At 61.7% G+C, this 26274-nt stretch carries 25 protein-coding genes; 16 read left to right on the forward strand and 9 right to left on the reverse strand.

Going from position 1 to position 26274, the window contains the following annotated elements; all coding sequences use genetic code 11:
* Nucleotides 1-32: 32 nt before the first annotated feature.
* Nucleotides 33-890: a cysteine hydrolase family protein gene (locus tag AC1RCS_RS04480; protein ID WP_492244409.1), complete on the reverse strand. Its 858-nt coding sequence runs from the start codon at nucleotides 888-890 to the stop codon at nucleotides 33-35.
* Between the two features lie 157 nt (nucleotides 891-1047).
* Here AC1RCS_RS04480 and AC1RCS_RS04485 point away from each other — a divergent pair, with 157 nt between their 5' ends.
* Entirely contained in the window at nucleotides 1048-1749 is a 702-nt protein-coding gene (locus AC1RCS_RS04485; RefSeq protein ID WP_370628114.1) for an NUDIX hydrolase, read from the forward strand.
* Nucleotides 1750-1934: 185 nt separating this feature from the next.
* Nucleotides 1935-3179: a diguanylate cyclase gene (locus AC1RCS_RS04490; RefSeq protein WP_492244410.1), complete on the forward strand. Its 1245-nt coding sequence runs from the start codon at nucleotides 1935-1937 to the stop codon at nucleotides 3177-3179.
* 84 nt (nucleotides 3180-3263) lie between these two features.
* On the opposite strand, the gene AC1RCS_RS04495 is transcribed toward AC1RCS_RS04490, so the two are convergent.
* The 3 genes from AC1RCS_RS04495 to metK all read right to left on the reverse strand — a co-directional run bounded on the left by AC1RCS_RS04495 (nucleotide 3264) and on the right by metK (nucleotide 5370).
* Complete coding sequence (locus AC1RCS_RS04495; protein ID WP_492244411.1) at nucleotides 3264-3716, reverse strand: hemerythrin domain-containing protein; 453 nt, start codon at nucleotides 3714-3716, stop codon at nucleotides 3264-3266.
* Between the two features lie 59 nt (nucleotides 3717-3775).
* Entirely contained in the window at nucleotides 3776-3961 is a 186-nt protein-coding gene (locus AC1RCS_RS04500; RefSeq protein ID WP_218340356.1) for a DUF1328 domain-containing protein, read from the reverse strand.
* A 227-nt stretch (nucleotides 3962-4188) separates the two neighbouring features.
* Nucleotides 4189-5370 (reverse strand): methionine adenosyltransferase, encoded by a 1182-nt coding sequence (metK, locus tag AC1RCS_RS04505; RefSeq protein ID WP_218340355.1) that lies wholly within the window; start codon nucleotides 5368-5370, stop codon nucleotides 4189-4191.
* 132 nt (nucleotides 5371-5502) lie between these two features.
* Here metK and AC1RCS_RS04510 point away from each other — a divergent pair, with 132 nt between their 5' ends.
* On the forward strand, nucleotides 5503-6357 hold the full coding sequence (locus AC1RCS_RS04510; RefSeq protein ID WP_492244412.1) for a lysophospholipid acyltransferase family protein: 855 nt from the start codon (nucleotides 5503-5505) through the stop codon (nucleotides 6355-6357).
* The gene (locus AC1RCS_RS04515; RefSeq protein ID WP_218293406.1) at nucleotides 6354-7220 is read left to right on the forward strand and encodes a lysophospholipid acyltransferase family protein; all 867 of its coding nucleotides are present in this window, start codon (nucleotides 6354-6356) and stop codon (nucleotides 7218-7220) included. Before AC1RCS_RS04510 ends, AC1RCS_RS04515 begins: the two co-directional genes overlap by 4 nt.
* A gap of 120 nt (nucleotides 7221-7340) precedes the next feature.
* Here AC1RCS_RS04515 and AC1RCS_RS04520 read toward each other — a convergent pair whose 3' ends face one another.
* On the reverse strand, nucleotides 7341-8246 hold the full coding sequence (locus AC1RCS_RS04520; RefSeq protein ID WP_492244413.1) for an alpha/beta fold hydrolase: 906 nt from the start codon (nucleotides 8244-8246) through the stop codon (nucleotides 7341-7343).
* Nucleotides 8247-8295: 49 nt separating this feature from the next.
* A complete protein-coding gene (gene yihA / locus AC1RCS_RS04525) occupies nucleotides 8296-9039 on the reverse strand; it encodes a ribosome biogenesis GTP-binding protein YihA/YsxC (RefSeq protein ID WP_218293408.1) in 744 nt (247 codons plus the stop codon).
* Nucleotides 9040-9111: 72 nt separating this feature from the next.
* Here yihA and AC1RCS_RS04530 point away from each other — a divergent pair, with 72 nt between their 5' ends.
* The 5 genes from AC1RCS_RS04530 to msrQ all read left to right on the forward strand — a co-directional run bounded on the left by AC1RCS_RS04530 (nucleotide 9112) and on the right by msrQ (nucleotide 15262).
* Nucleotides 9112-9741 (forward strand): c-type cytochrome, encoded by a 630-nt coding sequence (locus tag AC1RCS_RS04530; RefSeq protein ID WP_218340352.1) that lies wholly within the window; start codon nucleotides 9112-9114, stop codon nucleotides 9739-9741.
* A gap of 148 nt (nucleotides 9742-9889) precedes the next feature.
* Nucleotides 9890-12046: a cytochrome c biogenesis protein ResB gene (locus AC1RCS_RS04535; protein WP_218340351.1), complete on the forward strand. Its 2157-nt coding sequence runs from the start codon at nucleotides 9890-9892 to the stop codon at nucleotides 12044-12046.
* Complete coding sequence (gene ccsB, locus AC1RCS_RS04540) at nucleotides 12043-13389, forward strand: c-type cytochrome biogenesis protein CcsB (protein WP_218293411.1); 1347 nt, start codon at nucleotides 12043-12045, stop codon at nucleotides 13387-13389. Before AC1RCS_RS04535 ends, ccsB begins: the two co-directional genes overlap by 4 nt.
* Nucleotides 13390-13541: 152 nt before the next feature.
* Nucleotides 13542-14546 (forward strand): protein-methionine-sulfoxide reductase catalytic subunit MsrP, encoded by a 1005-nt coding sequence (msrP, locus tag AC1RCS_RS04545; protein WP_218340350.1) that lies wholly within the window; start codon nucleotides 13542-13544, stop codon nucleotides 14544-14546.
* Nucleotides 14547-14611: 65 nt separating this feature from the next.
* Complete coding sequence (gene msrQ, locus AC1RCS_RS04550; RefSeq protein WP_218293413.1) at nucleotides 14612-15262, forward strand: protein-methionine-sulfoxide reductase heme-binding subunit MsrQ; 651 nt, start codon at nucleotides 14612-14614, stop codon at nucleotides 15260-15262.
* Nucleotides 15263-15371: 109 nt separating this feature from the next.
* Here msrQ and AC1RCS_RS04555 read toward each other — a convergent pair whose 3' ends face one another.
* On the reverse strand, nucleotides 15372-16190 hold the full coding sequence (locus AC1RCS_RS04555; protein ID WP_218293414.1) for an oxygen-binding di-iron domain-containing protein: 819 nt from the start codon (nucleotides 16188-16190) through the stop codon (nucleotides 15372-15374).
* Between the two features lie 134 nt (nucleotides 16191-16324).
* Nucleotides 16325-16534, reverse strand: a complete 210-nt coding sequence (gene lptM / locus AC1RCS_RS04560) for an LPS translocon maturation chaperone LptM (protein WP_218293415.1) — start codon at nucleotides 16532-16534, stop codon at nucleotides 16325-16327.
* A 12-nt stretch (nucleotides 16535-16546) separates the two neighbouring features.
* On the opposite strand from lptM, the gene cyaY reads away from it, so the two are divergent.
* Nucleotides 16547-16876, forward strand: coding sequence for an iron donor protein CyaY (gene cyaY, locus AC1RCS_RS04565; RefSeq protein WP_218293416.1), 330 nt, complete (start codon nucleotides 16547-16549; stop codon nucleotides 16874-16876).
* Between the two features lie 67 nt (nucleotides 16877-16943).
* Here the strand turns inward: cyaY and AC1RCS_RS04570 are convergent, their stop codons facing one another.
* Entirely contained in the window at nucleotides 16944-19337 is a 2394-nt protein-coding gene (locus AC1RCS_RS04570; protein ID WP_492244414.1) for a penicillin-binding protein 1A, read from the reverse strand.
* A gap of 269 nt (nucleotides 19338-19606) precedes the next feature.
* On the opposite strand from AC1RCS_RS04570, the gene AC1RCS_RS04575 reads away from it, so the two are divergent.
* The 6 genes from AC1RCS_RS04575 to AC1RCS_RS04600 are packed head-to-tail and all read left to right on the forward strand — an operon-like array spanning nucleotide 19607 to nucleotide 26226.
* A complete protein-coding gene (locus AC1RCS_RS04575; protein WP_369641635.1) occupies nucleotides 19607-20686 on the forward strand; it encodes a pilus assembly protein PilM in 1080 nt (359 codons plus the stop codon).
* Nucleotides 20683-21291 (forward strand): PilN domain-containing protein, encoded by a 609-nt coding sequence (locus AC1RCS_RS04580; protein ID WP_492244415.1) that lies wholly within the window; start codon nucleotides 20683-20685, stop codon nucleotides 21289-21291. Before AC1RCS_RS04575 ends, AC1RCS_RS04580 begins: the two co-directional genes overlap by 4 nt.
* 2 nt (nucleotides 21292-21293) lie before the next feature.
* The gene (locus tag AC1RCS_RS04585) at nucleotides 21294-21971 is read left to right on the forward strand and encodes a type IV pilus inner membrane component PilO (RefSeq protein ID WP_492244416.1); all 678 of its coding nucleotides are present in this window, start codon (nucleotides 21294-21296) and stop codon (nucleotides 21969-21971) included.
* The gene (locus AC1RCS_RS04590; RefSeq protein ID WP_492244417.1) at nucleotides 21968-22510 is read left to right on the forward strand and encodes a pilus assembly protein PilP; all 543 of its coding nucleotides are present in this window, start codon (nucleotides 21968-21970) and stop codon (nucleotides 22508-22510) included. Before AC1RCS_RS04585 ends, AC1RCS_RS04590 begins: the two co-directional genes overlap by 4 nt.
* Nucleotides 22507-24651 (forward strand): type IV pilus secretin PilQ, encoded by a 2145-nt coding sequence (locus AC1RCS_RS04595; protein WP_492244418.1) that lies wholly within the window; start codon nucleotides 22507-22509, stop codon nucleotides 24649-24651. The genes AC1RCS_RS04590 and AC1RCS_RS04595 overlap by 4 nt, the downstream gene beginning before the upstream one ends.
* A gap of 9 nt (nucleotides 24652-24660) precedes the next feature.
* Nucleotides 24661-26226: an Ig domain-containing protein gene (locus tag AC1RCS_RS04600; protein ID WP_492255513.1), complete on the forward strand. Its 1566-nt coding sequence runs from the start codon at nucleotides 24661-24663 to the stop codon at nucleotides 26224-26226.
* The last annotated feature ends 48 nt before the right edge of the window (nucleotides 26227-26274 follow it).

Raw genomic sequence — 26274 nt, forward strand, 5'->3', positions numbered from 1 at the left:
GTTTTTATAGCTTGTCGCTTGTTCAGCAAGCGCTAGAGGCCGATTTCCGTGCTGGTGGCCAGCTGCACCCCTTGCGCGCGCATGGCGTCGAGGAAGGCCTGGTGTTGCGCCTCGAAGCCGCCCACGGGGCTCATGCAGTCGGTCAGCAGCACGATGTGGCCGGGCCGGGCGCCCGCCGCCTGCAGGCGGGGCAGGTGCTGCACGATGTGTTCGGTGGTGGCGCGCACGCAGTGGCTGCTGGCCTCGCCGGCGATGAAGAGCAGGTCGGCGGTGTCGAGCGCCGCGAGCAGGCGGGTGTTGAGGGCGGTGTCCGGGTCGGCGGCATCGACCACCTCGGCCTGGATCGCGCTGTAGTGCTCGGTCCAGGGGTTGGTGCCCTTGAACACGTGGTGCACCGCGCGCTGTAGCTGCAGCTGCCAGTCGCCGCAGGCGGCCAGCACGTCGGCATGCACGCCGTGGCCCCAGCTGCCGATCTCGCAGTGCACCGGCCAGACCATGAGCGTGTAGCGGCCCTGGGCTTCCAGCGCATCCAGGTAGGCCAGCGTGCGGGGCAGTGCGGCGGCGCTGCGGGGGGTGAAGGCGCCGCTGCGCACCTGGGCCGCCGTGATGGGCGTGAAGGGCGCGACGGCCGACCCGTCGGCCTGCTGCCAGAAGCCGGGGTGGGCGATGTCGAAGCGCTGGTGCGAATCGAGCGTCACCGTGATGGCGTCGAGCCGCCCCGCCTGCGCGCGGATGAAGGCGGCCGCGCGCTGCAGGTCGGCGTGGGCGCCAGCCACGGGCAGGCTGGGCATCGTGCGGGTGCCGTCCGGCTGGCGGGGTTGCCAATCGGCCGGCAGGTCGCAGAAGTCGTTTTGCGGGTCGATCACCAGCAGCTGGATATTGCGGGCCATGGGCTTCTCCTTCGGTATGGGAACAGTGTAGGTTTGTTAGGTTAATAATGCAACTAACTAATGTGAAACCTCATGTTTCCGCTGTGCGCCAGCGGCCAGCACGCAAGCGCTTGGGGTTTGCGCCGCCCGGTGGTAGCCTCGTTCGTATATCTCTGCAATGAACCATGTGCCTTCCCCCATGAACGACGACAGCGCCTGTGCCGTGATCTGCACCGTGGATGTGGTGCTGCTGACCCTGGAAGAGGGGGTGCTGAAGGTGGCCCTGGTGCGCCGGGAGCACGCGCCGTTCGCCCAGGCGCTGGCGCTTCCGGGCGGTTACATCCACGCTCAGGACGATGTGGACGCCCAGGCCGCCGCCGCCCGCGTGCTGCGTGCCAAGGCGGGCCTGGAGAGTCCCTATCTGGAGCAGCTGGCCACCTTCTCGGGCGCGGTGCGGGACCCGCGGGGCTGGTCCCTGGCGGTGGCGTACTGTGCGCTGGTCCCGCCCGGGACGCTGGCCCAGGCGGAGGGCCGTGTGCAGCTGGTGGCCGTGGACGGCGGCCTGCCGCCGTTGCCGTTCGACCACCGCCAGATCGTCGATGCCGCCGTGTTGCGCGTGCGCAGCAAGAGCCAGTATTCGTCCATGCCCGTGCACCTGTGCGCCGAGCCCTTCACGCTGCCGCAGCTGCAGGCGGTCTACGAAGCCGTGCTGGGCGAGGCGATCAACAAGGTGAGCTTTCGCCGCAAGATGGACGAGCTCGCGATGCTGGAGGCACTGCCCGGTGCCCTGCAGACCGGCGGCGCCCACCGGCCCGCGCAGCTGTACCGGGTGCGTCACGCCTACCGGCGCAGCCTGTCGCTGAGCGCACGGGGGCTGTAGCGCCCTGGCGGCGGCGCGCACGCACGCACGAACGAACGAAAAAGTTGGACCGCGCCGGGGAAATCTGGCACAAACGCAAACTTTGTGTCCCACGAAGGGTGGGTGCGCGCCGGCGGGCCGGGAGGGCCGCCGCCGCACCGCCAACAACAACAAGCCGGCCCGACGCTGGCGCCTGAGGGTCATCCATGTCTTTGCGGCTGAAATTCAATCTGGTGCTGGCGGGTGTGCTGCTGCTGGCGGTGGTGGGGGCGGGGCTGTACGTGCACCGATTCCTGCAGCAGTCGGCGATCGAGGAGGTGCAGCACAACTCGCAGATCATGATGCATGCGGCCATGGCGATCCGCGACTACACCACCGAGCTCGTCAAGCCGCATCTGGACGTGACGCTGGCGGAAAAATTCCTCCCCCAGACGGTGCCAGCCTATGCCGCCACGGAGACCCTGCGTCGCCTGCAGAGCCGCTTTCCCGGGTATGAGTACAAGGAGGCGGTGCTCAATCCCACCAATCTGCGCGACCGCGCCACGGAATGGGAGGAGCGCATCATCGGCGACTTCCGCGAAGGCCGCGCGGACCTCAAGAAGGAGGTCTCCGGCGAGGTGGGCGAGGGCATGCACCGCGCCCTGTACGTGGCCCACCCCATCACCATCAAGCAGGCCCAGTGCATGGCCTGCCACAGCACACCGGCCGTGGCGCCCCCCACCATGCTCAAGGTGTATGGCGACAAGAACGGCTTTGGCTGGGGCATGAACGAAACGGTGGGCATCCAGGTGGTGAAGGTGCCGATGTACTTCCCGCTGGAGAAGGCGCGCCAGACCTTCTATACCGTGATGGGCGCGCTGCTGGGCAGCTTCGTGCTGCTGTTCGTGGTGCTGAACCTGTCGCTGTCCTCGCTGGTGATCGAGCCCATGGCGCGCCTGAACCGCAAGCTCGAGGACCTGGCCACCAAGGACTTCCTGACCGATCTGGTCAACCGCCGCCGCTTCTTCGAACGGCTGGAGACCGAGATGGCCGACACCCGCATCAAGAAGAGCCACCTGTCGGTGGTGATGTTCGACATCGACTTCTTCAAGCGCATCAACGACACCTTCGGGCACGATTCGGGCGACGTGGTGCTCAAGAGCACGGCACTGCGCGTGCGCGAACTGCTGCGCTCGTCCGACTGCGCGGCGCGTTTCGGCGGGGAGGAGTTCATCATCCTGCTCAAGGAAACCCCGGTGGACGCCGCCATGGCCATGGCCGAGGCCGTGCGTGCCCGCATCGCCGGCGCGCCCTTCGATTCGGTGGGCCATGTGAGCGCGAGTTTTGGCGTGGCGACCTGGGACCATCACGAAGACGCCCATGCCCTCATCAAGCGCGCGGACACCGCCCTGTATGTGGCCAAGTCCCGGGGCCGCAACTGCGTGGTGCAGGCCGAGGAAGCGGTGGCCTGAGGCGCTGATCACGTTCCCCCGCGGGGGCGCGACGCGCAATTCACGCACTGTCTTCACATGGGGTGAGAAGGGTGCCGTCGCCGCTCAGGCAGTCGTCGTCTTTGCTTCTTCGTAGGTCGCCAGGTATTCCTTGGCCAGCTGCATCTTCTGCTTTTCGGTCAGCAGCTTGCCGGCCATCTGGAAGAATTTGTGTTCCTCTTCTTCCAGGTGGTGCTCGACCTTCTCGGCCAGTTTTTTGGCCAGCGGCAGCCAGGCGGGCGTTGCGGGGTTGGCATCCTCCAGCGATTCCACCAGTTCATCGAGCTGGTGGTGTTCGGAGATCGCGTGGCGGGATAGATCAACGCCCGCATCGTGCGCCATCAGCGGAATGTAGAAATGCCGCTCCTCGGCCAGCTCGTGCGCCAGCAGTTCTGTCTTGAGCTGCTCGAACAGGTCGTGCCGCTCGGGCGTGTCGCCGCTGGTATCGACCAGCTGCTTGCACAGCGCGCGCTGCCGTTCGTGGCTTTCGCGCAGCGCTTCAAAGATGTTGAGGGCCATGGGATTCCTGATTTCTTTTCTTGTGCGTGGATCGTGGGGGTGCAACCAAGCCGTGGCGGCTACTTCAGTGCCTTGCGCGCGGCGCCCACGCCCACGGCGGCGAGGACCACGAACACCACGGCGATGATCAGGAAGATCACGAACAGCACTTTGGCAATGCCAGCGGCGCCGGCAGCCACACCGGTGAAGCCCAGCGCACCTGCAACCAGGGAAATCAGGGCAAAAATGATGGCGTACTTCAGCATGATGGTCGCTCCTTGCGGGGGTTGAAGAGCAGCCCGGGGCTGCGTGAGGGTGTGCAGGAACGATACCGGTGGGGCGGGGGCGCGGCCGTCAGCCCGGGCGGGTTGCCGCTGTAGGAGAGGGCCCCTGGGCGCGGCTGCCAGACGCAGCGCGAAAAAAAGCCGCAACGCCTGGGCGTTGCGGCTTGGGGCCGGGGAGGGCTTACGGCGCGTGATTCGCGCGGTGGGTTTTACAGCCCTGCTGCTGCGCGCAGTGCCGCCGCCTTGTCCGTCTTTTCCCAGCTGAATTCGGGCTCTTCGCGGCCGAAGTGGCCGTAGGCCGCCGTCTTTTCGTAGATGGGGCGCAGCAGGTCCAGCATCTGGATGATGCCCTTGGGTCGCAGGTCGAACTGCTCCTTCACCAGCGCCGCAATGCGCTCGTCGGAGATCACGCCCGTGCCTTCGGTGTAGACCGTGATGTTCATCGGCTCGGCCACGCCAATGGCGTAGGCCACCTGGATCTGGCACTGGCGCGCCAGGCCGGCGGCCACGATGTTCTTGGCCACGTAGCGGGCGGCGTAGGCGGCCGAGCGGTCCACCTTCGTGGGATCCTTGCCGCTGAAGGCGCCGCCGCCATGGGGGCAGGCGCCGCCGTAGGTGTCCACGATGATCTTGCGGCCTGTGAGGCCGCAGTCGCCCTGCGGGCCGCCGATGACGAAGCGGCCCGTGGGGTTGATCAGGTAGCGGGTGTCCTGCAGCCATTCCTTGGGCAGCACGGGCTTGATGATCTCTTCGATGATGGCTTCGGTGAACGAGGCCTTCATCTTGGTTTGCGTTTCGCTCTGGTCGGGGTGGTGCTGGGTGGAGAGCACCACGGTGTCGATGCTGTGGGGCTTGCCGTCCACGTAGCGCATCGTTACTTGCGACTTGGCGTCGGGGCGCAGGAAGGGCAAGCGGCCGTCCTTGCGCAGCTGGGCCTGGCGCTCGACGAGGCGGTGCGCGTAGTAGATGGGCGCGGGCATCAGCTCGGGCGTCTCGTCGCAGGCGTAGCCGAACATCAGACCCTGGTCGCCGGCGCCGGTGTTCAGGTGGTCGTCGGACGCATGGTCCACGCCCTGGGCGATGTCGTTGGACTGCTTGTCATAGGCCACGAGCACGGCGCAGCCCTTGTAGTCGATGCCGTAGTCGGTGTTGTCGTAGCCGATGCGCTTGATGGTGTCGCGCGCCACCTGGATGTAGTCCACGTGGGCGTTGGTGGTGATCTCGCCGGCCAGCACCACGAGGCCGGTGTTGGTCAGCGTTTCGGCGGCGACACGCGAGCGGGGGTCCTGCTTGAAGATCGCATCGAGAATCGCGTCCGAGATCTGGTCGGCCACCTTGTCGGGGTGGCCTTCGGAGACGGATTCCGAGGTAAAGAGAAAGTCGTTCGCCATTTGAATAAACTCCTGTGTTCCGGCATTTGGGGCGTTGCCCTCACCCCGAAGGAGCTTTGGCGAACGCTTTAGCAGAATTATTTAACGTCGCCCTGCAAGTTGCTCATTTAACTCAGCGACCCATCCATTTTAATGCCAGTCGTCTTCCGATTCTTTTCCGTATTTCCGCTGTGGTTGCTGCACATCATGGGCGCGGCCATGGGCTGGGTGGCGTTCGCCGCCTCGCCCACCTACCGGCGCCGCTTCCTGGCCAATGTGGCGCTGGCGGGTTATCCGTTCGGGGCCGTGCGCGCGGCCGTGGCCCATGCGGGGCGGATGGTGACCGAGCTGCCCCGCCTGTGGCTGGGCGCGCCCATGCCCTGCCGGCTGGAGGGCGAGGCCTGCGTCGAGGCGGCCTACGCGGCCGGGCGCGGCATCGTGTACCTCACGCCCCACCAGGGGTGCTTCGAGCTGTCGGCCCAGGCCGCGGCCCGGCGCTGGAGCGCCGAGCGCGGGCCCATCACCGTGCTGTACCGCCCCGCGCGCCAGGCCTGGCTGGCCAAGGTGATGGAAACCGCGCGCAACCGGCCCGGCATGCTCGCCGTGCCCACCACGCTCGCGGGGGTGCGCCAGATGATCAAGGCCCTGCGCCGGGGCGAGGCCGTGGGCCTGCTGCCCGACCAGGTGCCGCCCGAAGGGCAGGGCCACTGGGCGCCTTTCTTTGGCCGGGACGCCTACACCATGACCCTGGCCGTGCGCCTGGCCCAGCAGACGGGCGCGGCCGTGGTGCTGGCGCGCTGCGAGCGCCTGCCCTGGGGCCGGGGTTTCGTCACCCACTTCGAGCCGCTGGCACAGCCGCTGTCCGACCAGATCGACGTCGCCGTCCTGCAGATCAACCAGGCCATGGAACACCTCATCCGCCAATGCCCCGAACAGTACCTGTGGGGCTACGCCCGCTACAAGCAGCCGCGCGCTGAGTCCGCCGCGGCGCCCGAGGTGGCCGCATGACGGGCCGCCTGGGGGTCTGGTTCATGCGCGTGCTGGCGCGCCTGCCGCTGCCGGTGCTGCGCGGCATGGGCTGGCTGATCGGCCGCATCCTGTTCGTGCTGGCCGGGCCGCGCCGGCGTGTGGCGCTGCGCAATCTGGCGCTGTGTTATCCCGATGCCAGCGAGCAGCAGCGCCGTGCCTGGGCGCAGGAAACTTTCGTGGTGTTCTGCCAGTCGTGGCTGGACCGCAGCTGGCTGTGGTTCGCGCCCCGGGATGTGGTGCTCGAGCGCGTGAAGCTGCGGGGAGCGCTCAACGAGCTGGAGGGCGACACGCCCACCATCATTTTCGCGCCGCATTTCTACGGCATGGATGCGGGCGGCTCGGCGCTCACGCTGCACACGTCGCGCGCGTTCACGTCGATCTTCTCCACCCACCCGGACCCGGCCGTGGATGCCTGGTTCCGCGAGGGGCGCCAGCGCTTTGGCGACGTGCGCATGCTCAACCGCAACGACGGGGTCAAGCCCATCATCGCCAATCTGCGCAAGGGTGGCCTGCTGTACCTGTTGCCCGACATGGACTTCGGCCGCAACGACTCGCTGTTCGTGCCGTTCTACGGCATGCAGGCCGCCACCGTGCCGTCGCTGTCGCGCTTTGCGCGGCTGGGGCGGGCCAAGGTGATCGCGATGGTCACGCGCCTCACGCCCACGGGCTATGTGGCCGAGATCTCGCCTGCCTGGCCCGGCTACCCCACCGACGACGTGCAGGCGGACACCGCCCTCATGAACGCCAATCTGCAGCGCTACATCGATGTGTCGCCCGGCCAGTACTACTGGGTGCACAAGCGCTTCAAGACGCGGCCCGAGGGCGAAGGCTCGGTGTACTGAATGAAGCCAGGCGCAGCCGGCTCCTGCTGGCTGGCCGCTCGCGGGCGCGGACAGGCGGGGCACCCGTTGTCACTGGGTTCAAACAGGCTGCAGCGCTTACGCTTCAAGCGCTGACAGCTATCATTTTTGCTGCAAAAAGTGCCGCAGCTCCATCGCCACGCGCTCGGGGTGTTCGTGCACGACCCAGTGAGAGGCCTGCTCCACGCGGTGCAGCTGCAGTTGGGGAATCCAGCCCGGCAGGCCGTCGAGCAGCCCGGGCAGCAGGGCCGGGTCGTCCATCGCCCAGAGCACCAGGGTCGGCACGGCCACGGTGAGCATGCTGTCCGGCAGGGTGATCGCCTGCACGCTGTCGTCGCCCTCGCGGGGTGGGCGCAGGGGGCTGGCGCGGTAGTAGTTGCAGGCACCGGTCAGGCCCTGCTGCCACAGGGCGCGGTACTGGGCGCGCACGCTCTCGGTGAGCCAGGCGGGGGCGCGGCCGTCCGATGCGTCGAAAAAGCCGAACAGGCGGCGAAAATCGTTCTCGGCCAGCAGCGCCTCGGCGTCCGGGCGGCAGAGAAAGTGCATGTACTGGCTGGCGGCCTGCTGCGCGGGGCTGTGCTGCAGCTCGCGCAGGAACGTGCCCGGGTGGGGCGAATTGATGATGGCCAGGCGCTTCATCAGCCCCGGCTGCTGGTTGGCCAGGTTCCAGGCCACGGCCCCGCCCCAGTCGTGCGCCACCAGGCATTCGAGCGGGCCGCCCGGGGACTCGGCCGCGATCAGGGCCGCGAGGTCCTGCACCAGGTGTTTGGCGCGGTAGGCCTCGGCCTCGGCCGGGCTGCTGGAGGGCCCGAAGCCGCGCAGGTAGGGTGCGATGCAGCGGTAGCCGCCGTTCTCAGGCCGAGCGAAGTGCAGCAGCAGTTCGTCCCAGATGAAGGCGCCCTCCGGGAAACCGTGCAGCAGCAGCAGCACCGGGCGGCCGGCCACGCCGGTCACGCGGCAGTGCAGGGTGATGCCGTGGGGCAGGGTGACGGAGCGGGTCTGGATCATGATGCTATGAATTGAATAGCTAACAGCGCATGACAGACAAGCGCCGTGCCTAATTTTGCTGAGAATCCTCAGGGGCTTCCGGTGCGGCGGTGCCGTCGGGCGCTGCTGCGGGGGCGGCCGGCTGTACCGGGTGTGCCCATTGCCACAGCAGCTGCGCCACCTCGTCCACGCCTTGTTTCTTGAGGGCCGAGAACATCTTCACCTCTCCACCGCCCGCGTTCAGTCGCGTAATCGACAGCACCTTGGCCTGCTCGGCGCGGGTGAGCTTGTCGGCCTTGGTCAGCACGATGAGGAACTTGAGACCCTCTTCGACGCGCGGACGCACCACTTCAAGCAGGGCCTCGTCCAGCTCGGTCAGGCCCAGGCGCGGGTCGCACAGCAGCACGATGCCCGTGAGCCCGGGGCGGCTGACCAGGTAGTTCACCATCACCTGCTGCCAGCGCACCTTGTCCGAGCGCGACACGGCGGCGTAGCCGTAACCGGGCAGGTCAGCCAGCACCGCGTCCATCACGCCCTGCTTGCCCAGGGAAAACAGGTTGATGTGCTGGGTGCGCCCGGGTTTCTTGGACGCGAACGCGAGCTGCTTTTGCTGGGTGAGTGTGTTGATGCAGGTGGATTTGCCCGCATTGGAGCGGCCCACGAAGGCGATTTCAGGCACGTCGATGGGCGGCAGGTGGTGCAGCTGCGCGGCCGTGGTCAGGAACTTGGCCGTGTGCATCCAGCCCATGGCGGTCTTGGCGTCAGGTGCGGGCGGAAGGGAGCCAGCAACTGGCGCGGTAGGAGATGTCGTCATGGGGAATTGGGATGCGAGGGAGCCTCATTGTAGAATCGCGAGGTTTTGCGCACATAAACACAGACCCTCGATATGAAGTTGCTCGCCTCCTTGCTGACGGCTGCCGCACTGGCAGCACCTGTTATTTCGGCCTTTGCGGCGGGCGATGCCCCCAAAGCGGCCAAGCCGGATCTCGTCAAGGGCGAGGCCAGCTACACCGCGGTGTGCGCCGCCTGCCACGGCGCCGATGGCAACTCGGCCATCGCGGCCAACCCCAAGCTGTCGCAGCAGCACCCCGAATACCTGGTCAAGCAGCTGCAGGAATTCAAGTCCGGCAAGCGCAACAACGCCGTCATGAAGGGTTTCGCCAGTGCCCTGTCGGATGACGACATGCGGAACATCGCGTACTGGGTGACCGCCAAGCCCGCGAAGGCCGGCTTCGCGAAGGACAAGGACCTCGTCGCCCTGGGCGAGCGCATCTACCGTGGCGGCATCGCCGACCGCCAGATCGCTGCCTGCGCGGGCTGCCACAGCCCCAACGGTGCCGGCATCCCCGCGCAGTACCCCCGCCTGTCGGGCCAGCACGCTGACTACACCGTGGCACAGCTCAACACCTTCCGCGACGGCTCGCGCGCCAACAGCATCCAGATGACGCAAGTGGCGGCCAAGCTCAACGACAAGGAAATCAAGGCCGTGGCCGACTACATCGCCGGCCTGCGCTGAGCGATTTGATTTTCGTCAATCTTGTGGCCCGAAAGACCGGGCCGCACGGAACCTACCGCCAATAACAATCCCAAAACGGGCGGGCCCATCGCACAGATGGTCCCGCCCTTTTTCTTTCTTTCGCGCCCCGAAGCCCACGTTTCCATCCATGTCCGACAACACCCAAGGCCTTCGCATCCAGTCTGGTTCCCAGGCCTTGCGCGCAGGGATCGAACTGCTGTCCTCGATGCGGTTCGCCATCTCGCTGCTGACGGTGATCTGCATCGCCTCCGTGATCGGCACGGTGCTCAAGCAGCATGAGCCGGCGGTCAACTATGTCAACCAGTTCGGGCCGTTCTGGGCCGAGCTGTTCGGCGCCATCCAGCTCAACGCGGTCTACAGCGCCTGGTGGTTCCTCCTCATCCTGGCGTTCCTGGTGGTCAGCACCTCGCTGTGCATTGCCCGCAACACGCCCAAGATCCTCATCGACCTGAAGGTCTACAAGGAAAACATCCGGGAGCAAAGCCTCAAGGCCTTCCACCACAAGGCCGAGGCAGGGCTGAGCGGGTCCGCCGAGGCCGAGGCGCGCCGCATCGGCACGATGCTGGCGGGCGGCGGCTGGAAAGTGCGCCTGCAGCAGCGCGACACGGCCGCCGGCCCCGGTACCGGCTGGATGGTGGCCGCCAAGGCGGGGGCTGCCAACAAGCTGGGCTACATCGCGGCGCACAGCGCCATCGTGCTGGTGTGCGTGGGTGGCCTGCTGGACGGTGACCTCATCGTGCGCGCCCAGATGCTGCTGGGCGGCAAGACCCCGTACCAGGGCGGCGGGCTGATCGCCGATGTGAAGCCCGAGCACCGCCTGTCGGAGCGCAACCCGACCTTCCGCGGCAACCTGCTCGTGGCGGAGGGCACGCAGTCGAGCACGGCGATCCTGAACCAGTCCGACGGCGTGCTGCTGCAGGACCTGCCGTTCGCCATCGAGCTCAAGAAATTCATCGTCGAGCACTACTCCACCGGCATGCCCAAGCTGTTTGCCAGCGAGATCGTCATCCATGACAAGGCCACGGGCGAGAAGACCCCGGCGCGCGTGGAGGTGAACCACCCGGCCAGCTACCGCGGCATCGAGATCTACCAGTCGAGCTTCGACGACGGTGGTTCGCACCTGAAGCTGCGGGCCGTACCCATGGTGGCAGGCGCCAAGGCCTTTGATGTCGAGGGCGTGGTGGGCAATTCCACCCAGCTGACCAACAACGGCGGCGGCACTGGCAGCGAGACGCTGACGCTGGAATTCACGGCGCTGCGCACCATCAATGTCGAGAACTTCGGCGGAGCAGGCCCGGGCGGCACCGGTGTCGATGTGCGCAAGGTGGACCTGCGCGAGTCGGTGGAGTCCCGCTTGGGCGCGGCCAACAAGACCGTGACCAAGAAGGAGCTGCGCAACGTGGGCCCCAGCGTGAGCTACAAGCTGCGGGACGCGGCGGGCCAGGCCCGCGAGTTCCACAACTACATGCTGCCCGTGGACACGGGGGACGGCGTGCCGGTGTTCCTGCTGGGGGTGCGCGAGAGCCCGGCGGAACCGTTCCGATACCTTCGCGTGCCGGCCGATGACAAGGGTGGCATGGACGGCTTCATGCGCCTGAAGGCCACGCTGGCCGACCCGGTGGCGCGCGAACAGGCGGTGCGCCGCTATGTGGCGCAGGCCATCGATGCCTCGCGCACGGATCTGGCCGAGCAGCTGCAGCAGTCCGCATCGCGGGCGCTGGCCCTGTTCGCCGGACGCGGCATGGTGGACGGCAAGCCCACCGGTGGCCTGCAGGCGGTCTCGGACTTCATGGAGGCGAATGTGCCGGAGGCCGAGCGCGCGCGCGCCGGTGAAGTGCTGGTGCGCATTCTCAATGGCACGCTGTTTGAGGTGGCCCAGCTGTCGCGCCAGAACGCGGGCCTGCCGCGCCTGCCGCAGGATGAACAGACACGGGGCTTCATGACCCAGGCCGTGCTGTCGCTCAGCGACGCGCAGATCTACCCCGCGCCACTGGCGTTCGAGCTCAAGGACTTCACCCAGGTGCAGGCCAGCGTGTTCCAGGTGGCCCGAGCCCCTGGCAAGAACATTGTCTATCTGGGTTGCGCCTTGCTGATCCTCGGTGTTTTTGCCATGCTGTACGTGCGCGAGCGCCGCGTCTGGGTCTGGGTGGCGCCGCAGGGCGGCGGCAGCCACGCCACCATGGCGCTGTCCACGAACCGCAAGACCATGGACGGGGACCAGGAGTTTGTACAGCTCGCACAGAAACTGATCGGGGCCGGCAAGGCCCCGGAAGGCACCGCATGAACACCGCCACCGGCAACACGAACACCGCGATCACCCTGAATGAGGGGTTCTTCGCCCGCCGCAACTGGTTCGACTGGCTGTTCGCGGCCATCGTGGCGGTGGGCGGCCTCTATGCGCTGCAGCGCTACGGCAGCTACATGGATGTGTACGAAAAAGGCATCCTGCTGGGTGCCATTCCCTGCACCATCTGGCTGGGCTGGTTCTGGCGGCCGCTGCGCGTGCTGATGCTGGTGGTGACGGCGGTGGCGCTTTTTGCCATCGGCCTGTACCAGCAGGACGGCGCGGGCAGCCTGGCGCGCGCGGACACGGTGTTCGGCCTCAAGTACTTCCTGTCGAGCCAGTCCGCCATCCTCTGGATGAGCATGCTGTTCTTCATCAGCACCGCGTTCTACTGGATCGGCATGTTCTCGCGCGGCGAGGGCAGGACCATGGGCATGCTCGGCTCGCGCATCGCCTGGGTGGCCGTGGCCATGGCGCTCATCGGCACGCTGGTGCGCTGGTACGAGAGCTACCTCATCGGCCCGGACATCGGCCACATCCCGGTGAGCAACCTGTATGAAGTGTTCGTGCTGTTCTGCTGGATGACGGCGGCGTTCTACCTGTACTACGAGCAGCAGTACGACACCCGCGCCCTGGGCGGCTTCGTGATGCTGGTGGTGAGCGCGGCGGTCGGTTTTCTGCTCTGGTACACCGTGGTGCGCGAGGCGCATGAGATCCAGCCCCTGGTGCCCGCGCTCAAGAGCTGGTGGATGAAGCTGCACGTGCCCGCCAACTTCATCGGATACGGCACGTTCGCGCTGGCTGCCATGGTGGCGTTCGCCTACCTCATCAAGCAGCAGGCCACCGAAACCCGCTGGTACAAGCTGGCCCCCCTGTGGCTGCTGGGCGTGGTGCTGTGCTTCGAGCCCATCGTGTTCCGCCAGGGCGCCACCGAGAACGGCGGCAGTTACTGGATGGTGTACTTCGGCATCTCGGCATTCATCGTGGCGGGCATCCTCTTCGGCCGCAAGCGCATCGCGGCGCGCCTGCCGTCGTTCGAGATCCTGGACGACGTGATGTACAAGTCCATCGCCGTGGGCTTTGCGTTCTTCACCATCGCCACCGTGCTGGGGGCGCTGTGGGCGGCCGAGGCCTGGGGCGGCTACTGGAGCTGGGACCCGAAAGAGACCTGGGCGCTGATCGTCTGGCTCAATTACGCGGCCTGGCTGCACATGCGCCTCATGAAGGGCCTGCGGGGTACCGTCTCGGCCTGGTGGGCGCTGGTCGGCCTGGCGGTGACCACGTTCGCGTTCCTGGGCGTGAACATGTTCCTGAGCGGGCTGCACAGCTACGGCACGCTGTAGGCCCGCGGCTGCCCGCACGCCTCTGCCCGGCAGGCAGGCGGCGCCTGCAACTATTGTGTCTTCGGTGTAACCTGAACGGCCCAGGGAACGAACTAGCAGTTGTTCCGCTCTATCGCAGAGTCCGTTTCAACCGAGAACCACCGGAGACACCCATGCTGATTCCATCCCGCGAACCGGGTTTCAACCACCCGCATTCCTCCGAGATCACGCCCCGCTCGGTGTACGAGGAGCGGCGCAGGATGCTCCGGCTGATGGCCGGCGGGGCGGCGGGCGCGGCACTGGCCGCCTGGGCCGGGCGCGAGGCGCTGGCACAGCAGGGCACTGTCGCGCGTCCTGGCAAGCTGGCGGCGCTGGCCAGTGCGAAGTCCACCGTGCCGGGCGCCATCTCGATGGAAAAGCTCACCGACTACAAGGACGCGAGCACCTACAACAACTTCTATGAGTTCGGCACCGACAAGGCCGACCCCGCCCGCAACGCTCACACCCTGAAGACCACGCCATGGACCGTGGAAGTCGAAGGGCTGGTGAAGAAGCCTGGCAAGTACGGCATTGAAGACCTGCTCAAGCTCAGTGCCCAGGAAGAGCGCATCTACCGGCTGCGCTGCGTGGAGGGCTGGTCGATGGTGATTCCATGGGTGGGCTATTCGCTGTCCGAACTGATCAAGCGGGTGGAGCCGCAAGGCAGCGCCAAGTATGTGGAATTCGTGACGCTGGCCGACAAGGCCACCATGCCGTTTGTCGGCTCGCGCGTGCTTGACTGGCCCTATGTGGAGGGCTTGCGCCTGGACGAGGCCATGCACCCGCTGACGCTGCTGGCGTTCGGCATGTACGGCGAAGTGCTGCCCAACCAGAATGGCGCGCCGGTGCGCCTGGTGGTGCCCTGGAAATATGGATTCAAGAGTGCCAAGAGCATCGTCAAGATCCGTTTTGTCGAGAAGGAGCCAGGCACGGCGTGGAACAAGGCGGCCAAACAGGAGTACGGCTTCTACTCCAACGTGAACCCCGAGGTGGACCACCCCCGATGGAGCCAGGCCACCGAACGGCGCATTGGCGAAGACGGCCTCTTTGCCAAGAAGCGCAAGACGCTGATGTTCAACGGCTACGAAGCCCAGGTGGGGCAGCTGTACGCGGGCATGGACCTCAAGAAGTTCTACTGACCGCCGCGTCCGCCCGGCTTCGCCGTCACGTCCGGTGGCGAAAGCCCGGCCCGGCCCTTGCCCCCATGCGAAAACTGCTGCTCCATCCTGCCGCCAAGCCCGTGGTGTTCGTGCTGTGCCTGCTTCCGCTGGCCTGGCTGGTGTATGCCGCGGCCGCCAACGAACTGGGGGCCAACCCTGCCGAAGCCCTGATCCGCGCCACGGGCGACTGGACGCTGCGCGCGTTGTGCCTGGTGCTGGCGGTGACACCGCTGCGCGTGCTCGCCTCCACGCCCCAGCTCGCGCGCTTTCGGCGCATGCTGGGGCTGTTCGTGTTCTTCTATGGGTTGCTGCACCTGCTGAGCTACGCCTGGTTCGACATGGGCTTTGATGTGGCCGACATCGTGCGCGACATCGTCAAGCGGCCCTTCATCCTGGTGGGGTCCCTGGCGCTGCTGGTGCTCACGCTGCTCGCCGCCACGTCGTTCAACCGCGCCATCAAGGCGCTGGGTGCAAGGCGCTGGCAGGCCCTGCACCGCAGCGTGTACGCGGTGGCGGGGCTGGCCATCCTGCATTTTTTCTGGATGCGCGCGGGCAAGAACGATTTTGGCGAGGTGGCGGTCTACGCGGTGGTGCTCGCGGCCCTGCTCGGCTGGCGGCTGTGGCACCGGCTGCGCAAGCGGCAGGCGGCGCAGGGGGCGGCGGCTCCCCGCCGGACGGCCGCTGGGGCCCGGTAACGCAATGCGGATGGATGCTAGATCGATTGCTATAAAATATATAGCTACCTGCGCTTGCCAGTAAAGCGCCAGGCCCTGTTTTTATTGAAGATCGAGCAAACGGCCCGTGCTACCGCCCCAGCCCGGGCCGCAGCTGCCGGGTCACCGGATCGATGTAGCTGGTGGGCAATTGGTAGGCCCGGTCGTCGAACAGGTCGATGCCGCACATCAGGTTCTCGATCCAGTCCATGAAGTCGCTGATGGCCTGCTTGCCGATGATCGGCGCGCCGTGCTGCGGAACGAGCATGGAAATATCGAGCTGCCGCGCCATGCGCACCCACAGCCGCAGGATCTTGTTGGAGACCATGTAGCGGCGGTGAAACCCCTCCATGCGCGGGATGTGCGCCTTGAGGTCGGTCACCGGCACGCGTGCCTCGGCACCGGACATCATGGACACCCCCAGATCGCCCGTGAACAGGATGCGGCTGACCGGGTCGTAGAAATGGAAATTGCCTTCGGAATGCATGAAATGCGCAGGCAGCAGCACCAGTTCATGGCGGCCCAGCGGCAGGTGGCCGCCGCTGTCGGGCACCCCGATGACCCGGTTCTCCGTCTTGCCGACCTTGGTGAAGTGCGGGGCGAAACGCTCCCACACGCGCGAGATCACCAAGTCTGCCTTGGTGCTGGTCATCCACCGGTCCAGCGAGGCAATGATGTCCGGGTCCGCGTGCGAGGCGATCAGGTACGACAGCTTGTGTGGCGGGAAATGCTTGGTCATTCCCATGAACAGCTCGTTGAAAGCGAGATTGCCGCCGGGATCGATGATGGCGCCCGTGTCGTCGTCCACGATCAGGAACTGGTTGGCCTGCACGGCCTGGCCGTCTTCCTCGATGAGGTCGGTGAACATCAGACAAGCGTGATTCTTGTCGCGGTAGAGTTCCAGGGCCATGGCCATCCTGCAGTGCGATAAAGCACGGACTGTACGATTGACCCTTCGAGGTGTCCTTGATGGAAATCAAGCACCTCGGCATTGGTAGTGGCAGCCAGGTGGGCCGCAGGCCCCTGCCGGCGATTCGCCGCGGCTTAACGCGGCTGCGACGCGGCAGCCGCCGGTGCCTGGGCGGGCGTGGTCGTGCCGACGCTGGGTGTCAGGGTCTGCGGAAGGGTTGCGCGCTGTGCAGCCGCGGGGCTGCTGGGAAGATACAGGGGGCCTCGCTGGCCGCAGCCCGCAAGGGCCGCCGTACTGGCGGCAAGGACAAGCGTCCTGACTAGAATTTGGGAAGCTATCAACATGCGCAAATTGTAATGACCGACCTTGAATTCCTGGACCACGCCGAAAAACTGCTTCTGGCCGTCGAGCGCAGTTGTGATCGCATCAACGACGCGACCGAGGCCGATGTAGACGCCCAGCGCTCGGGGGGCATGGTGACGCTGACCTTCCCCAACCGCAGCCAGATCGTGATCAATCTCCAAAAGCCGCTCCACGAGGTCTGGATGGCGGCCCGCTCCGGTGGCTACCATTACCGTTTCGATGGCCAGGCATGGCAAGACACCAAGGGCGCGGGAGAGTTCTTTGACTGCCTGAGCCGCGATGCAGCCCGGCAAGCGGGCCTGCCGCTGCAGTTCTCGGCCTAGGGAAACCGCCTCAGCCTGGCTCAAGCTTGCGGCCCCCCAGGCTGGGCCTCTGATAGTCCCGGCCGTGTCAGTTGCGGAACAGGTCCAGGATGCGGTTTCGCTCCTCCGCCGGGGGCGGTGCGTGCGGGGCCACCGCCGGTGACGCAGAGCGATCATCAATGCCCACACTGGAGATGCCGCTGTGGCGGGCGTACTCCTCGTAGAACCACTCCCCGCCGACGTTGACGACGCCAGCCGGCACCGTGGGTTCCATGACCGGCACACCCTTGAGCGCCCGTTCCATGAAATTGATCCATACTGGCAGGCTGAGCCCGCCCCCGGTTTCGCGGCTTCCGAGGTTGCGGGGCGTGTCGTAACCAATCCAGGTCACGGCGGCGATGGTAGGCTGGTAGCCGGCGAACCAGGCGTCGACCGAATCATTGGTGGTGCCGGTCTTTCCGTAAAGGTCCGGGCGCTTGAGCGTGGATTGCGCGCGCGCGGCGGTGCCGGACCGTGTCACCTCCTGAAGGAGGCTGTTCATGATGAAGGCGTTGCGGGCGTCGATGGCACGGGGCTGCTCGCTGGTCACCGGTGGCGTGGTTTCCGAGATCACGCGGCCCTTGTGGTCCGTGACCTTGGCGATCAGCCAGGGATTCACACGGTATCCGCCATTGGCGAACACGGAATAGGCGGTCGCCATCTGCAGCGGCGTGACCGAACCGGCGCCCAGGGCCATCGTGAGGTAGGCCGGGTGCTTTTCCGCATCGAAGCCAAAACGCGACACCCATTCCTGGGCCGTCTTGGGGCCCACGGCCTGCAGGATCCGGATCGAGATCATGTTCTTGGACTTGGCCAGGCCGGTGCGCATGCTCATCGGCCCGTCGTACTTTCCGTCGTAGTTCTTGGGCTCCCACGGCTGGCCGCCCGTGACGCCGGCGTCAAAGAACAGCGGGGCGTCATTGATGACCGTAGCGGGCGTGAACCCCTTTTCCAGCGCCGCGGAATAAATGAAGGGCTTGAAGCTAGACCCCGGCTGGCGCCACGCCTGGGCCGCGTGATTGAACTTGTTCTTGTCAAAGTCAAACCCACCCACCAGGGCCCGGATGGCTCCGCTGCGCGGGTCCAGGGCCACGAACGCGCCCTCGACTTCAGGCAGTTGTGTGATCTCCCAGGCGTTCTTGGGGGTCTTCACGACCCGGATCACCGCACCTCGGCGAATCTTGATGTTCGGCGGTGCCTTGTCGCTGAGGCCCGACTGCGCGGGCTTCAGGCCGTCGCCGGTGATCTCGAGGTTGTCGCCGTTGGCTCGGGCCGCAATGATCTTGCGGTGAGAGGCTTCCAGAACGACGGCGGAGAGGACATCCCCGTTGTCCGGGTGATTGGCCAATGCGTCGTCAATGGCATCCTCGACCTCCTGGGCTGCAGTGGGCAAGGCCACGAACTTCTCCGGCCCCCGGTACTGCTGTCGCCGCTCGTAGTCCATGATGCCCCGGCGCAGCGACCCATAGGCAGCTTCCTGCTCTGCCGCGTTGAGGGTCGTGTAGACATTCAATCCCCGTGTGTAGGCCTCGTTGCCATACTGAGTGAAGATCAGCTGGCGCGCCATCTCGGCGACGTACTCCGCATGGATCCGGGTGCTGTCCGGTCCTGACCGGATTTTGAGTTCTTCCTTCTTGGCGTCCGTAGCCTGCTGGGCTGTGATGAATCCGTTCTCCTCCATGCGCTCGATGATGTACAACTGCCTGGAGCGCGCCCGTTTCGGATTGCTGATCGGGTTGTACGCGGAGGGCGCCTTGGGCAGGCCGGCCAGCATGGCAGCCTCCGCCACCGACACGGCTTTCAATGGCTTGCCAAAATACGCCTCCGAGGCCGCCGCAAATCCATAAGCGCGATTGCCGAGATAAATCTGATTCATGTAAATTTCAAGAATCTGATCCTTGCTCAGTAAATGCTCTAGCTTGAATGTCAGTAAGATTTCGTAAATTTTGCGTGTAAATGTTTTCTCTGAAGAGAGGTAAACATTGCGTGCAACCTGCATCGTGATAGTGGATGCTCCCTGGCTTTTCACGCGGCCCAGATTGGCGAGGCCAGCGCGAACCACGCCCTTGTAATCAACGCCGCCGTGTTGAAAGAAGCGGGCATCCTCAATGGCCAATACTGCGTCCTTCATGACCTTGGGGATTTCTCCAATGGGGGTGAGATTGCGGCGCTCTTCCCCAAATTCGCCGAGCAAAGCACCTTCCGCTGAATAGACCCGCAGGGGAAGCTTGGGCCGATAGTCGGCGAGATCGGAAATGTCCGGCAGGTTCGGGTAGGCGACGGCCAGGGCCACGGCGATGGTCAGCGCCAGCCCGAAAGCGGCTGCAGTTGCCAAGCCTGCGAACCAGAGGATTGCACGCAGGAACCAACGAAGCCAGGTGGGACGGTGGGGAGCGGGGGAGGAGTCCGGCTTGTCGGTGGACTTCGATGGAGAGGGCGGCATATCGCTCCGGAGGGGTAGGAACCCCCCATTATAAAAATGTCTGCTCCTGAGCACGGAAAATCGCAGCGCCGTGCGATGAGCAGGTCGCCAAAAGGCGCGCCACCCTCCCCAAACGGTCTTGCAAAGCGCGAAAAATTCGTCTGCTTTTGGCAACGCTCCGCAAGTGTTACGCGGGGAAAAATCTTTGCTGGAGAACTATCTTACTGATAGCATTCATGTGAAGTGTTAAGTTTTGTTGCCTCATTTTGGCAAGTTACAGGGGACCAATCTTGAGCTCAATGGGGTCTTTGTTCAGTCGCCAGTCTGCGCCGCTGCTGGGAATCGACATCAGTTCTTCCAGCGTCAAACTGGTCGAGCTGGGGCGTGATAAGGCGGGCAGTCTGGTGCTGGAGCGCTGTGCGATCGAGCCGCTGGAGCGCGGGTGGATCACCGATGGCAATATCGAGAAGTTCGATGAGGTCGCTGATGCCCTGCGCCGACTGGTCAAGAAAAGCGGCACGCGCACGAAGAACGTCGCCTTGGCGCTGCCGCCGTCGGCTGTCATCACCAAGAAGATCACGCTGCCAGGCGGGATGACAGAGCAGGAACTCGAAGTTCAGGTCGAGTCCGAGGCCAATCAATACATTCCCTTCTCACTCGACGAAGTGAGTCTGGACTTCTGCGTCATCGGGCCCAGCAAGAACGCTCCTGGCGATGTGGACGTCCTCATTGCCGCGTCGCGCCGCGAGAAGGTACAGGACCGGCAAGGTCTGGCGGAGGCAGCTGGGCTCAAGCCGGTAGTGGTGGACATTGAATCCCATGCGTCCCGTCTGGCTGCTGGCCGCCTTATTGAAGCGTTGCCGAAGAAGGGGGTGGATGCCATGGTCGCACTTTTTGAAGTGGGTGCCCTGACCACGAGCATGCAGGTCATTCGCAACGAGGAAGTTCTTTACGACCGCGACCAAGCATTTGGTGGGGCGCAACTTACACAACTGATTGTTCGCCAGTACGGGTTCTCCATCGAAGAGGCCGAAAGCAAGAAGCGAAATGGTGACCTTCCTGAAGATTATCAATCTGCCGTCCTTCGGCCCTTTGTAGACAGCATGGCACAAGAAATTGGCCGGGCATTGCAGTTCTTCTTCACGAGTACACCCCACAACCGCGTTGATCACATCATGTTGGCCGGAGGATCTGCGCCATTGCCAGGCCTTACAGAAGCAGTGACCCAGCAGACCGGATTCGCGTGCAGCGCCGTCAATCCATTTGACGGCATGGAAATTGGAAGTTCCGTTCGTTTGAAAAAAATGGTGCGTGAAGCACCGTCGTATCTGACCTCATGCGGTCTGGCCATGCGGAGGTTCCTGCAGTGATATTGATCAACTTACTTCCTCACCGGGAAGCTGCGCGCAAACGTCGAAAAGAGGCCTTTCAGGCCACGATGTTTGCATCATTTCTCATCGGTTTGGCTATTGCAGGTTCGATTTACTGGTGGTTTCAGACGATGATCACAGCTCAGCAGGAGCGAAATACATTCTTGCAGAGCGAAATTAAAGTTCTTGAAGGGCAGATCAAGGAGATCGCGACGATTGAAGATGAGATTGCTGCTCTGCGGGCCAGGCAAAAAGCTGTGGAAGATCTCCAATCTGACCGCAATCTGCCCGTTCATTTGCTCAATGAGCTTGTGCGCCAGATACCGGAGGGTGCGTATGTGACCAGCATCAAGCAAACTGAACAGGTCATTGCCATGCAAGGTGTCGCTCAATCCAATGAGCGTGTTTCTGAAATGCTCCGCAATCTCACGGATAACACCCCTTGGTTGTCGAAGCCGGAACTGGTGGAGATTGTGGCAAGTAACGTTGCGCTTTCCTCCAAGGATCAGCGTCGGGTCTCATCCTTTAATCTGCGCTTCCGGCTGATGCGCACCGGGGAAGCGCAAAAAGCAAAAGACGCTGCCAGCGCCGCGATTGGGAAATAAACATGGCAAAAAAATCAAAGGCAAATATTGATTTCGTTGCTCTGCAGGACGGTCTTTCTAGGCAATTTCGAAACCTGGACCCTAAAGATCCTTCGTTGTGGCCGGTAGTCCCTAAGGTGCTACTTTGCTTCTTTATTGCAGCGGCTGTAGCAACTATCTCATGGTTCGTAAAAATCAATGAGTATGAGGTGGAGCTCACTGCTGAAGTGGCGAAGGAGCAAGCTCTTCGTCAGGACTATCAATCTAAATTGATTAAGGCGGTGAGCTTGGAGGCATTGAAGCGACAAAGAGAGCAGGTGCAGCAATACGTGATTCAGCTTGAGAAGCAGTTGCCTAGTAAGGCTGAGATGGCTGCGCTCTTGTCCGATATCAATCAGGCGGGGCTTGGTCGGAGCTTGCAGTTCGATCTGTTTCGACCGGGGCAAGTGGTCGCAAGGGAGTATTACGCCGAGTTACCAATCCAGGTGCGGGTCACGGGGAAGTACCATGATATGGGAGCGTTCGCATCGGATATCGCTCATCTTTCTCGAATTGTCACTCTTAATAATATATCAATAGCTCCTGTCGCAAAGGATGGTAGCGGAGTCCTGACAATGGAAGCGACGGCGCGTACTTTCAGGTATCTTGATCCCGAAGAAATTCAGGCTCAGAAGCAGGCGATAAAGGCTAATAAAAAATGACGTTTTATAAACTGACTGGGTTGGTTTTCGTCTCTTTATTATTGAGCGGCTGTGGATCATCGGGCGACGAAGAGTTGCGCCAATGGATGTCTGAATTGCGCGCGACAACCAAGCCTCGCATTACTCCGTTGACCGAACCGAAGCAATTCATTCCTCAGGCCTATTCGATGGATTCGGGCGTGGAGCCTTTTAACGCGGTGAAATTGACGCAGGCGTTACGCCGGGAGTCTACGCAATCTACCTCAAACGCCGCTCTCATCGCGCCAGAGATGGCTAGACGAAAAGAGCCGCTCGAGGCTTATCCGTTGGATGTCATGGCCATGGTCGGTAGCCTGGATAAAAAAGGAATGCCCACTGCACTTTTAAAGGTTGACAAGTTACTTTATCAGGTACGAGTTGGGAATTATCTCGGGCAAAATTACGGGAAAATAACAAAAATTACCGAAAATTCAATTCAACTGCGAGAGATCGTGCAGGACGCCACAGGTGACTGGATTGAGCGCGCAGTTTCGCTGGATCTGCAAGAGGGCAAAAAATGAAATACTCGAAAGCTTACATAGTAAAAATCTGCCGAATTGCGATTGGGTTCTCAATCGCTATTCTGGCCCCTCTTGAGGTTCTTGCAGATACTGTTATTCGTTCTGTGACGGGGAGCGTGCAAAACGGTGTGGACGTCATACGTATTGATTTTGCGAAACCTCTTAAAGAAATCCCAACAGGCTTTGCGATTCAAACGCCTCCGCGCATTGCCCTAGATTTTCCTGGTGCATCGAATGCAATCGGAAAAAACAATATCGAAGTCGGTCAGGGGAATGTAAAATCTGTCAATGTGGTTCAAGCTGGCGATCGGTCTCGGGTTGTTCTTAATTTGAAGCAATCGACATCCTATCAAGCTGAAATCCAAGGAAGCTCGTTGTTGATTTCTTTGGCAACACCTCCTTCAGCGTATTCCGCATCCCAGCCTACTCAGGCGCTAACGTTTTCGGATCCTACAAATAGTGATATTCAAACATTAAAAGACGTGGATTTCAGGCGAGGAAGCGATGGCTCCGGACGGGTCATCGTGATGCTTCCATCCAGTCAGGTTGGGGTTGATATACGCCAACAGGGCAAGGGCTTGGTCGTCGATTTCCTGAAATCTTCTTTGCCGGAAGGTCTGCGCCGTCGCTTGGATGTAGGTGATTTTGGTACGCCTGTGCAAGCCATTACGACCGTGCAGCAAGGTGAAAGAGTGCGGATGACGATCGATCCCGTTGGCGATTGGGAGCACAGTGCATATCAAAGTGATAGCCAGTTTGTAATTGAGATTCGCCAAAAGAAAGTGGACCTGAACAAGCTTACTCAAGGCCCTGGATTCAGTGGAGAAAAGTTGTCTCTTAACTTTCAGAATATTGAAGTTCGTTCGCTTTTGCAGGTGATAGCTGATTTTACGAATTTCAATATTGTGACCTCGGACACCGTGTCGGGCTCGCTAACTCTCCGTCTCAAAGATGTGCCTTGGGATCAAGCACTGCAAATCATCATGGACGCCAAGGGCCTTGGCATGCGTAAATCAGGAACGGTTTTGTGGATTGCCCCAAAAGATGAAATTGATGATCGGACTAAGAAGGACTACGAAGCTGCGTTGGCGATTCAGAAGCTGGAACCGTTGAGGACTCAGGCCTTTCAAATGAACTATGCCAAGGCAGTGGATATGATCACGCAATTATCTGCCTCAAGTAGCGGAGGAGGGGCGGGTGGCACATCAAATAGATTTCTTTCTGAGAGAGGCAGTGCGATTGCTGAGCCCAGAACCAATCAGTTGTTCGTGACTGATACTGCTAGCAAATTGGAAGAAGTCCGCCAGTTGCTATTGACTCTGGATGTTGCTGTTCGGCAAGTGATGATTGAGGCAAGAATTGTCGAGGCTTCCGATACTTTTGGGCGCTCGTTGGGCGTTCGCTTGGGGGGAGCAGACCTGCGCGCAAATCGTGGTGGAAGTGGTGGGTACAACCTTGGTGGTGGTAATAGTGTCGCCTTCGGCACTAGCTACAGCAATGCTGTTGCGTCGTCTGGCGCTGGTGGTACTGCTAATACATTAGGTAACTTTGTCAATCTACCTGCACAAGCACAAGGTGGATTTGATCCCGCAAGTTTTGCAATATCAATCTTTAACTCTGCAGCTAATCGATTTTTGAATCTTGAAATATCAGCCATGGAGGCGGATGGTAAGGGTAAAATTGTTTCCAGCCCTCGGGTTGTTACGGCCGATCAAACTAAAGCTTCTATAGAGCAGGGTACGGAATTTCCTTATCCAGTGACCGCCCCTAACGGCGGTACCGTGATTGCATTCAAGAAGGCTGTTTTGAAGTTAGAGGTGCTCCCGCAAATAACACCCGAAGGAAATATTATTCTTGATCTCGATGTAAACAAAGATAGCCCGGGTGAAATTTTACAAAATGTGCGAGCCATTAATACTAAGCATATTAAAACTCAAGTCTTGGTTGAGAATGGTGGCACGGTCGTAATCGGTGGTATTTTTGAGCTCTTTGAAGACGATGCGGAGGCCAAGGTTCCATTTCTTGGGGATATTCCCGGGGTTGGTAATTTATTCAAGACCAAAACAAAACAAGCTAACAAGCAAGAGATGTTAATATTTATTACACCGAAAATTATTACTGAGCGCGCTGCTGCTCGTTAATCAGAATTTATGAAGGGATTGCCAATGCGAAATAATGTCAAATTCTTAGCTATTTCATTAGTGACGGTGCTTTCTGCTTGCGGCGGTGGCGGTGGTAGTCCTGGCACGACGCAAGAAAACTATAGCATCACGCTTCGTGCTGAGAAAATCCAATTGCCTGTTAATATTGCAAATGTAGGTCCGGGAATCGGAGCATACCGGCCTTTTACTACCCCCCTATATATTGAGGCTCGTAAAGGTAGTATGCCAATTCCTGGTGGTGAGGATATTTTTAGTTGTAATGTTGCGGGCGGTCTTGATTCGGGTTCGCTGTATTACTTGGATGGCGAGGACGAGCATGAAACAGAGGTTGATGATGGAAAGGGTGGGAAGGTTAAAGTTCCTGCGGCATATCGAAATATCACACTGGGTTCGAATTCGGGGGGGAATTCCTTTCATTTTCACGCAGGAGATCAAGCGGGCACGGCACGAATTACCTGCTCCGTAACCGATCCACGTGATAATCGTGTTTATAGTGCAAGCGTGAATATTGTGGTTGGCCAAGCAACACAAAAGGCAGCCAGCGTGATTGGTATCGCTCAGGCACCTGGTTACTTGGGTGCAAGGGATAATTTAAATAATATTCGTAACAGCGTGGCCATGCAAGCATTTGTAATGGATGATGCCAATCAACCAATCCCTAGTTCGGGGAGTGCAAATGTCCAAGTTAGCATCCGTTCTTCGTTGGGGGCTGCAGCGGGGGCACGCCTGATCGCCGACAGTCAATCGGGGGGAGTGTTGCAGTTGATGACTACAGGAGGAGTCGCCCTGTTTTCATTATCCAGCGGTGTGACTGCTGGTCCTATCGTGCTGGAATTTACGACAGACCGGTTTGATAATAATGTGGCAAATGGTATCCAGGACCCGATTTCTGCTCTTAAGCAGGTCGATGTCGTGAATACTGTGGCCGCTGCACCTTTGACTATCACTCAGGAAGATTTGGGTACATTGACAAATGGAGTGCCGTTCACTTTTGCATTGGTCGCTCAAGGAGGAGTTCCACCCTATAAGTGGACGGTAACCGGTTTGCCTGCAGGATTGGTGGCTGACAGCTCAGGCATCATTAGCGGTACACCAAAGGCTCCTCAGGGTGCTTACAGCGTCAGAGCGACGGTTCTTGATGCAAATGGTGCCAGTGTGACAGTAGATATGGCATTGAAGTTGGTGGGTGAGCATTTGCCAATTAATCCAGAGGATTTTACTGTCAATGGGTGTAGTGGTGACGCTAATGTGGTTTGCCCCTTGCCTAATGCGACGGCTGGTGAGGCATATATCTATGCATTCTCTGCCTCGGTCAGCGGCGTTACTTGGGAGTTTTCTGGCCTGCCGGCTTGGTTGCGTAGCGGTACTGCGGGGGCGAACGGTTTTGTCAGTGGTACACCTGAGCGGCCTGATTTGTCAGATCCGTTGGCGCCAGATTTGGGTAGTTGCGGGACGCATAAATTCCTCGTCACTGCGAAACGAGGTGTAACATCGGTGACGCGTCAGGTTTCGATTACAGTTACAGGTGGAATTGCGCCTAACATATGTCCTTGAGGTTTCGAACAATCTGAACAATGGTCTGCCTGCTGGCAGAACTATGTA

This window comes from Acidovorax sp. GW823-FHT01C06 (assembly GCF_058798375.1).

Excerpts from the sequence above, each read along its gene's own strand:
- AC1RCS_RS04535 (WP_218340351.1), top strand. The coding sequence starts at position 9,890 with ATGTCCGACAACACCCAAGGCCTTCGCATCCAGTCTGGTTCCCAGGCC.
- msrP (WP_218340350.1), top strand. The coding sequence starts at position 13,542 with ATGCTGATTCCATCCCGCGAACCGGGTTTCAACCACCCGCATTCCTCC.
- cyaY (WP_218293416.1), top strand. The coding sequence starts at position 16,547 with ATGACCGACCTTGAATTCCTGGACCACGCCGAAAAACTGCTTCTGGCC.
- AC1RCS_RS04515 (WP_218293406.1), top strand. The coding sequence starts at position 6,354 with ATGACGGGCCGCCTGGGGGTCTGGTTCATGCGCGTGCTGGCGCGCCTG.
- AC1RCS_RS04595 (WP_492244418.1), top strand. The coding sequence starts at position 22,507 with ATGAAATACTCGAAAGCTTACATAGTAAAAATCTGCCGAATTGCGATT.
- AC1RCS_RS04490 (WP_492244410.1), top strand. The coding sequence starts at position 1,935 with ATGTCTTTGCGGCTGAAATTCAATCTGGTGCTGGCGGGTGTGCTGCTG.
- AC1RCS_RS04530 (WP_218340352.1), top strand. The coding sequence starts at position 9,112 with ATGAAGTTGCTCGCCTCCTTGCTGACGGCTGCCGCACTGGCAGCACCT.
- AC1RCS_RS04570 (WP_492244414.1), bottom strand. The coding sequence starts at position 19,337 with ATGCCGCCCTCTCCATCGAAGTCCACCGACAAGCCGGACTCCTCCCCC.
- AC1RCS_RS04520 (WP_492244413.1), bottom strand. The coding sequence starts at position 8,246 with ATGATCCAGACCCGCTCCGTCACCCTGCCCCACGGCATCACCCTGCAC.
- AC1RCS_RS04480 (WP_492244409.1), bottom strand. The coding sequence starts at position 890 with ATGGCCCGCAATATCCAGCTGCTGGTGATCGACCCGCAAAACGACTTC.
- AC1RCS_RS04510 (WP_492244412.1), top strand. The coding sequence starts at position 5,503 with ATGCCAGTCGTCTTCCGATTCTTTTCCGTATTTCCGCTGTGGTTGCTG.
- lptM (WP_218293415.1), bottom strand. The coding sequence starts at position 16,534 with ATGTTGATAGCTTCCCAAATTCTAGTCAGGACGCTTGTCCTTGCCGCC.
- ccsB (WP_218293411.1), top strand. The coding sequence starts at position 12,043 with ATGAACACCGCCACCGGCAACACGAACACCGCGATCACCCTGAATGAG.
- AC1RCS_RS04485 (WP_370628114.1), top strand. The coding sequence starts at position 1,048 with ATGAACCATGTGCCTTCCCCCATGAACGACGACAGCGCCTGTGCCGTG.
- AC1RCS_RS04495 (WP_492244411.1), bottom strand. The coding sequence starts at position 3,716 with ATGGCCCTCAACATCTTTGAAGCGCTGCGCGAAAGCCACGAACGGCAG.
- AC1RCS_RS04555 (WP_218293414.1), bottom strand. The coding sequence starts at position 16,190 with ATGGCCCTGGAACTCTACCGCGACAAGAATCACGCTTGTCTGATGTTC.
- yihA (WP_218293408.1), bottom strand. The coding sequence starts at position 9,039 with ATGACGACATCTCCTACCGCGCCAGTTGCTGGCTCCCTTCCGCCCGCA.
- AC1RCS_RS04600 (WP_492255513.1), top strand. The coding sequence starts at position 24,661 with ATGAAGGGATTGCCAATGCGAAATAATGTCAAATTCTTAGCTATTTCA.
- AC1RCS_RS04585 (WP_492244416.1), top strand. The coding sequence starts at position 21,294 with ATGGCAAAAAAATCAAAGGCAAATATTGATTTCGTTGCTCTGCAGGAC.
- AC1RCS_RS04590 (WP_492244417.1), top strand. The coding sequence starts at position 21,968 with ATGACGTTTTATAAACTGACTGGGTTGGTTTTCGTCTCTTTATTATTG.
- msrQ (WP_218293413.1), top strand. The coding sequence starts at position 14,612 with ATGCGAAAACTGCTGCTCCATCCTGCCGCCAAGCCCGTGGTGTTCGTG.
- metK (WP_218340355.1), bottom strand. The coding sequence starts at position 5,370 with ATGGCGAACGACTTTCTCTTTACCTCGGAATCCGTCTCCGAAGGCCAC.
- AC1RCS_RS04500 (WP_218340356.1), bottom strand. The coding sequence starts at position 3,961 with ATGCTGAAGTACGCCATCATTTTTGCCCTGATTTCCCTGGTTGCAGGT.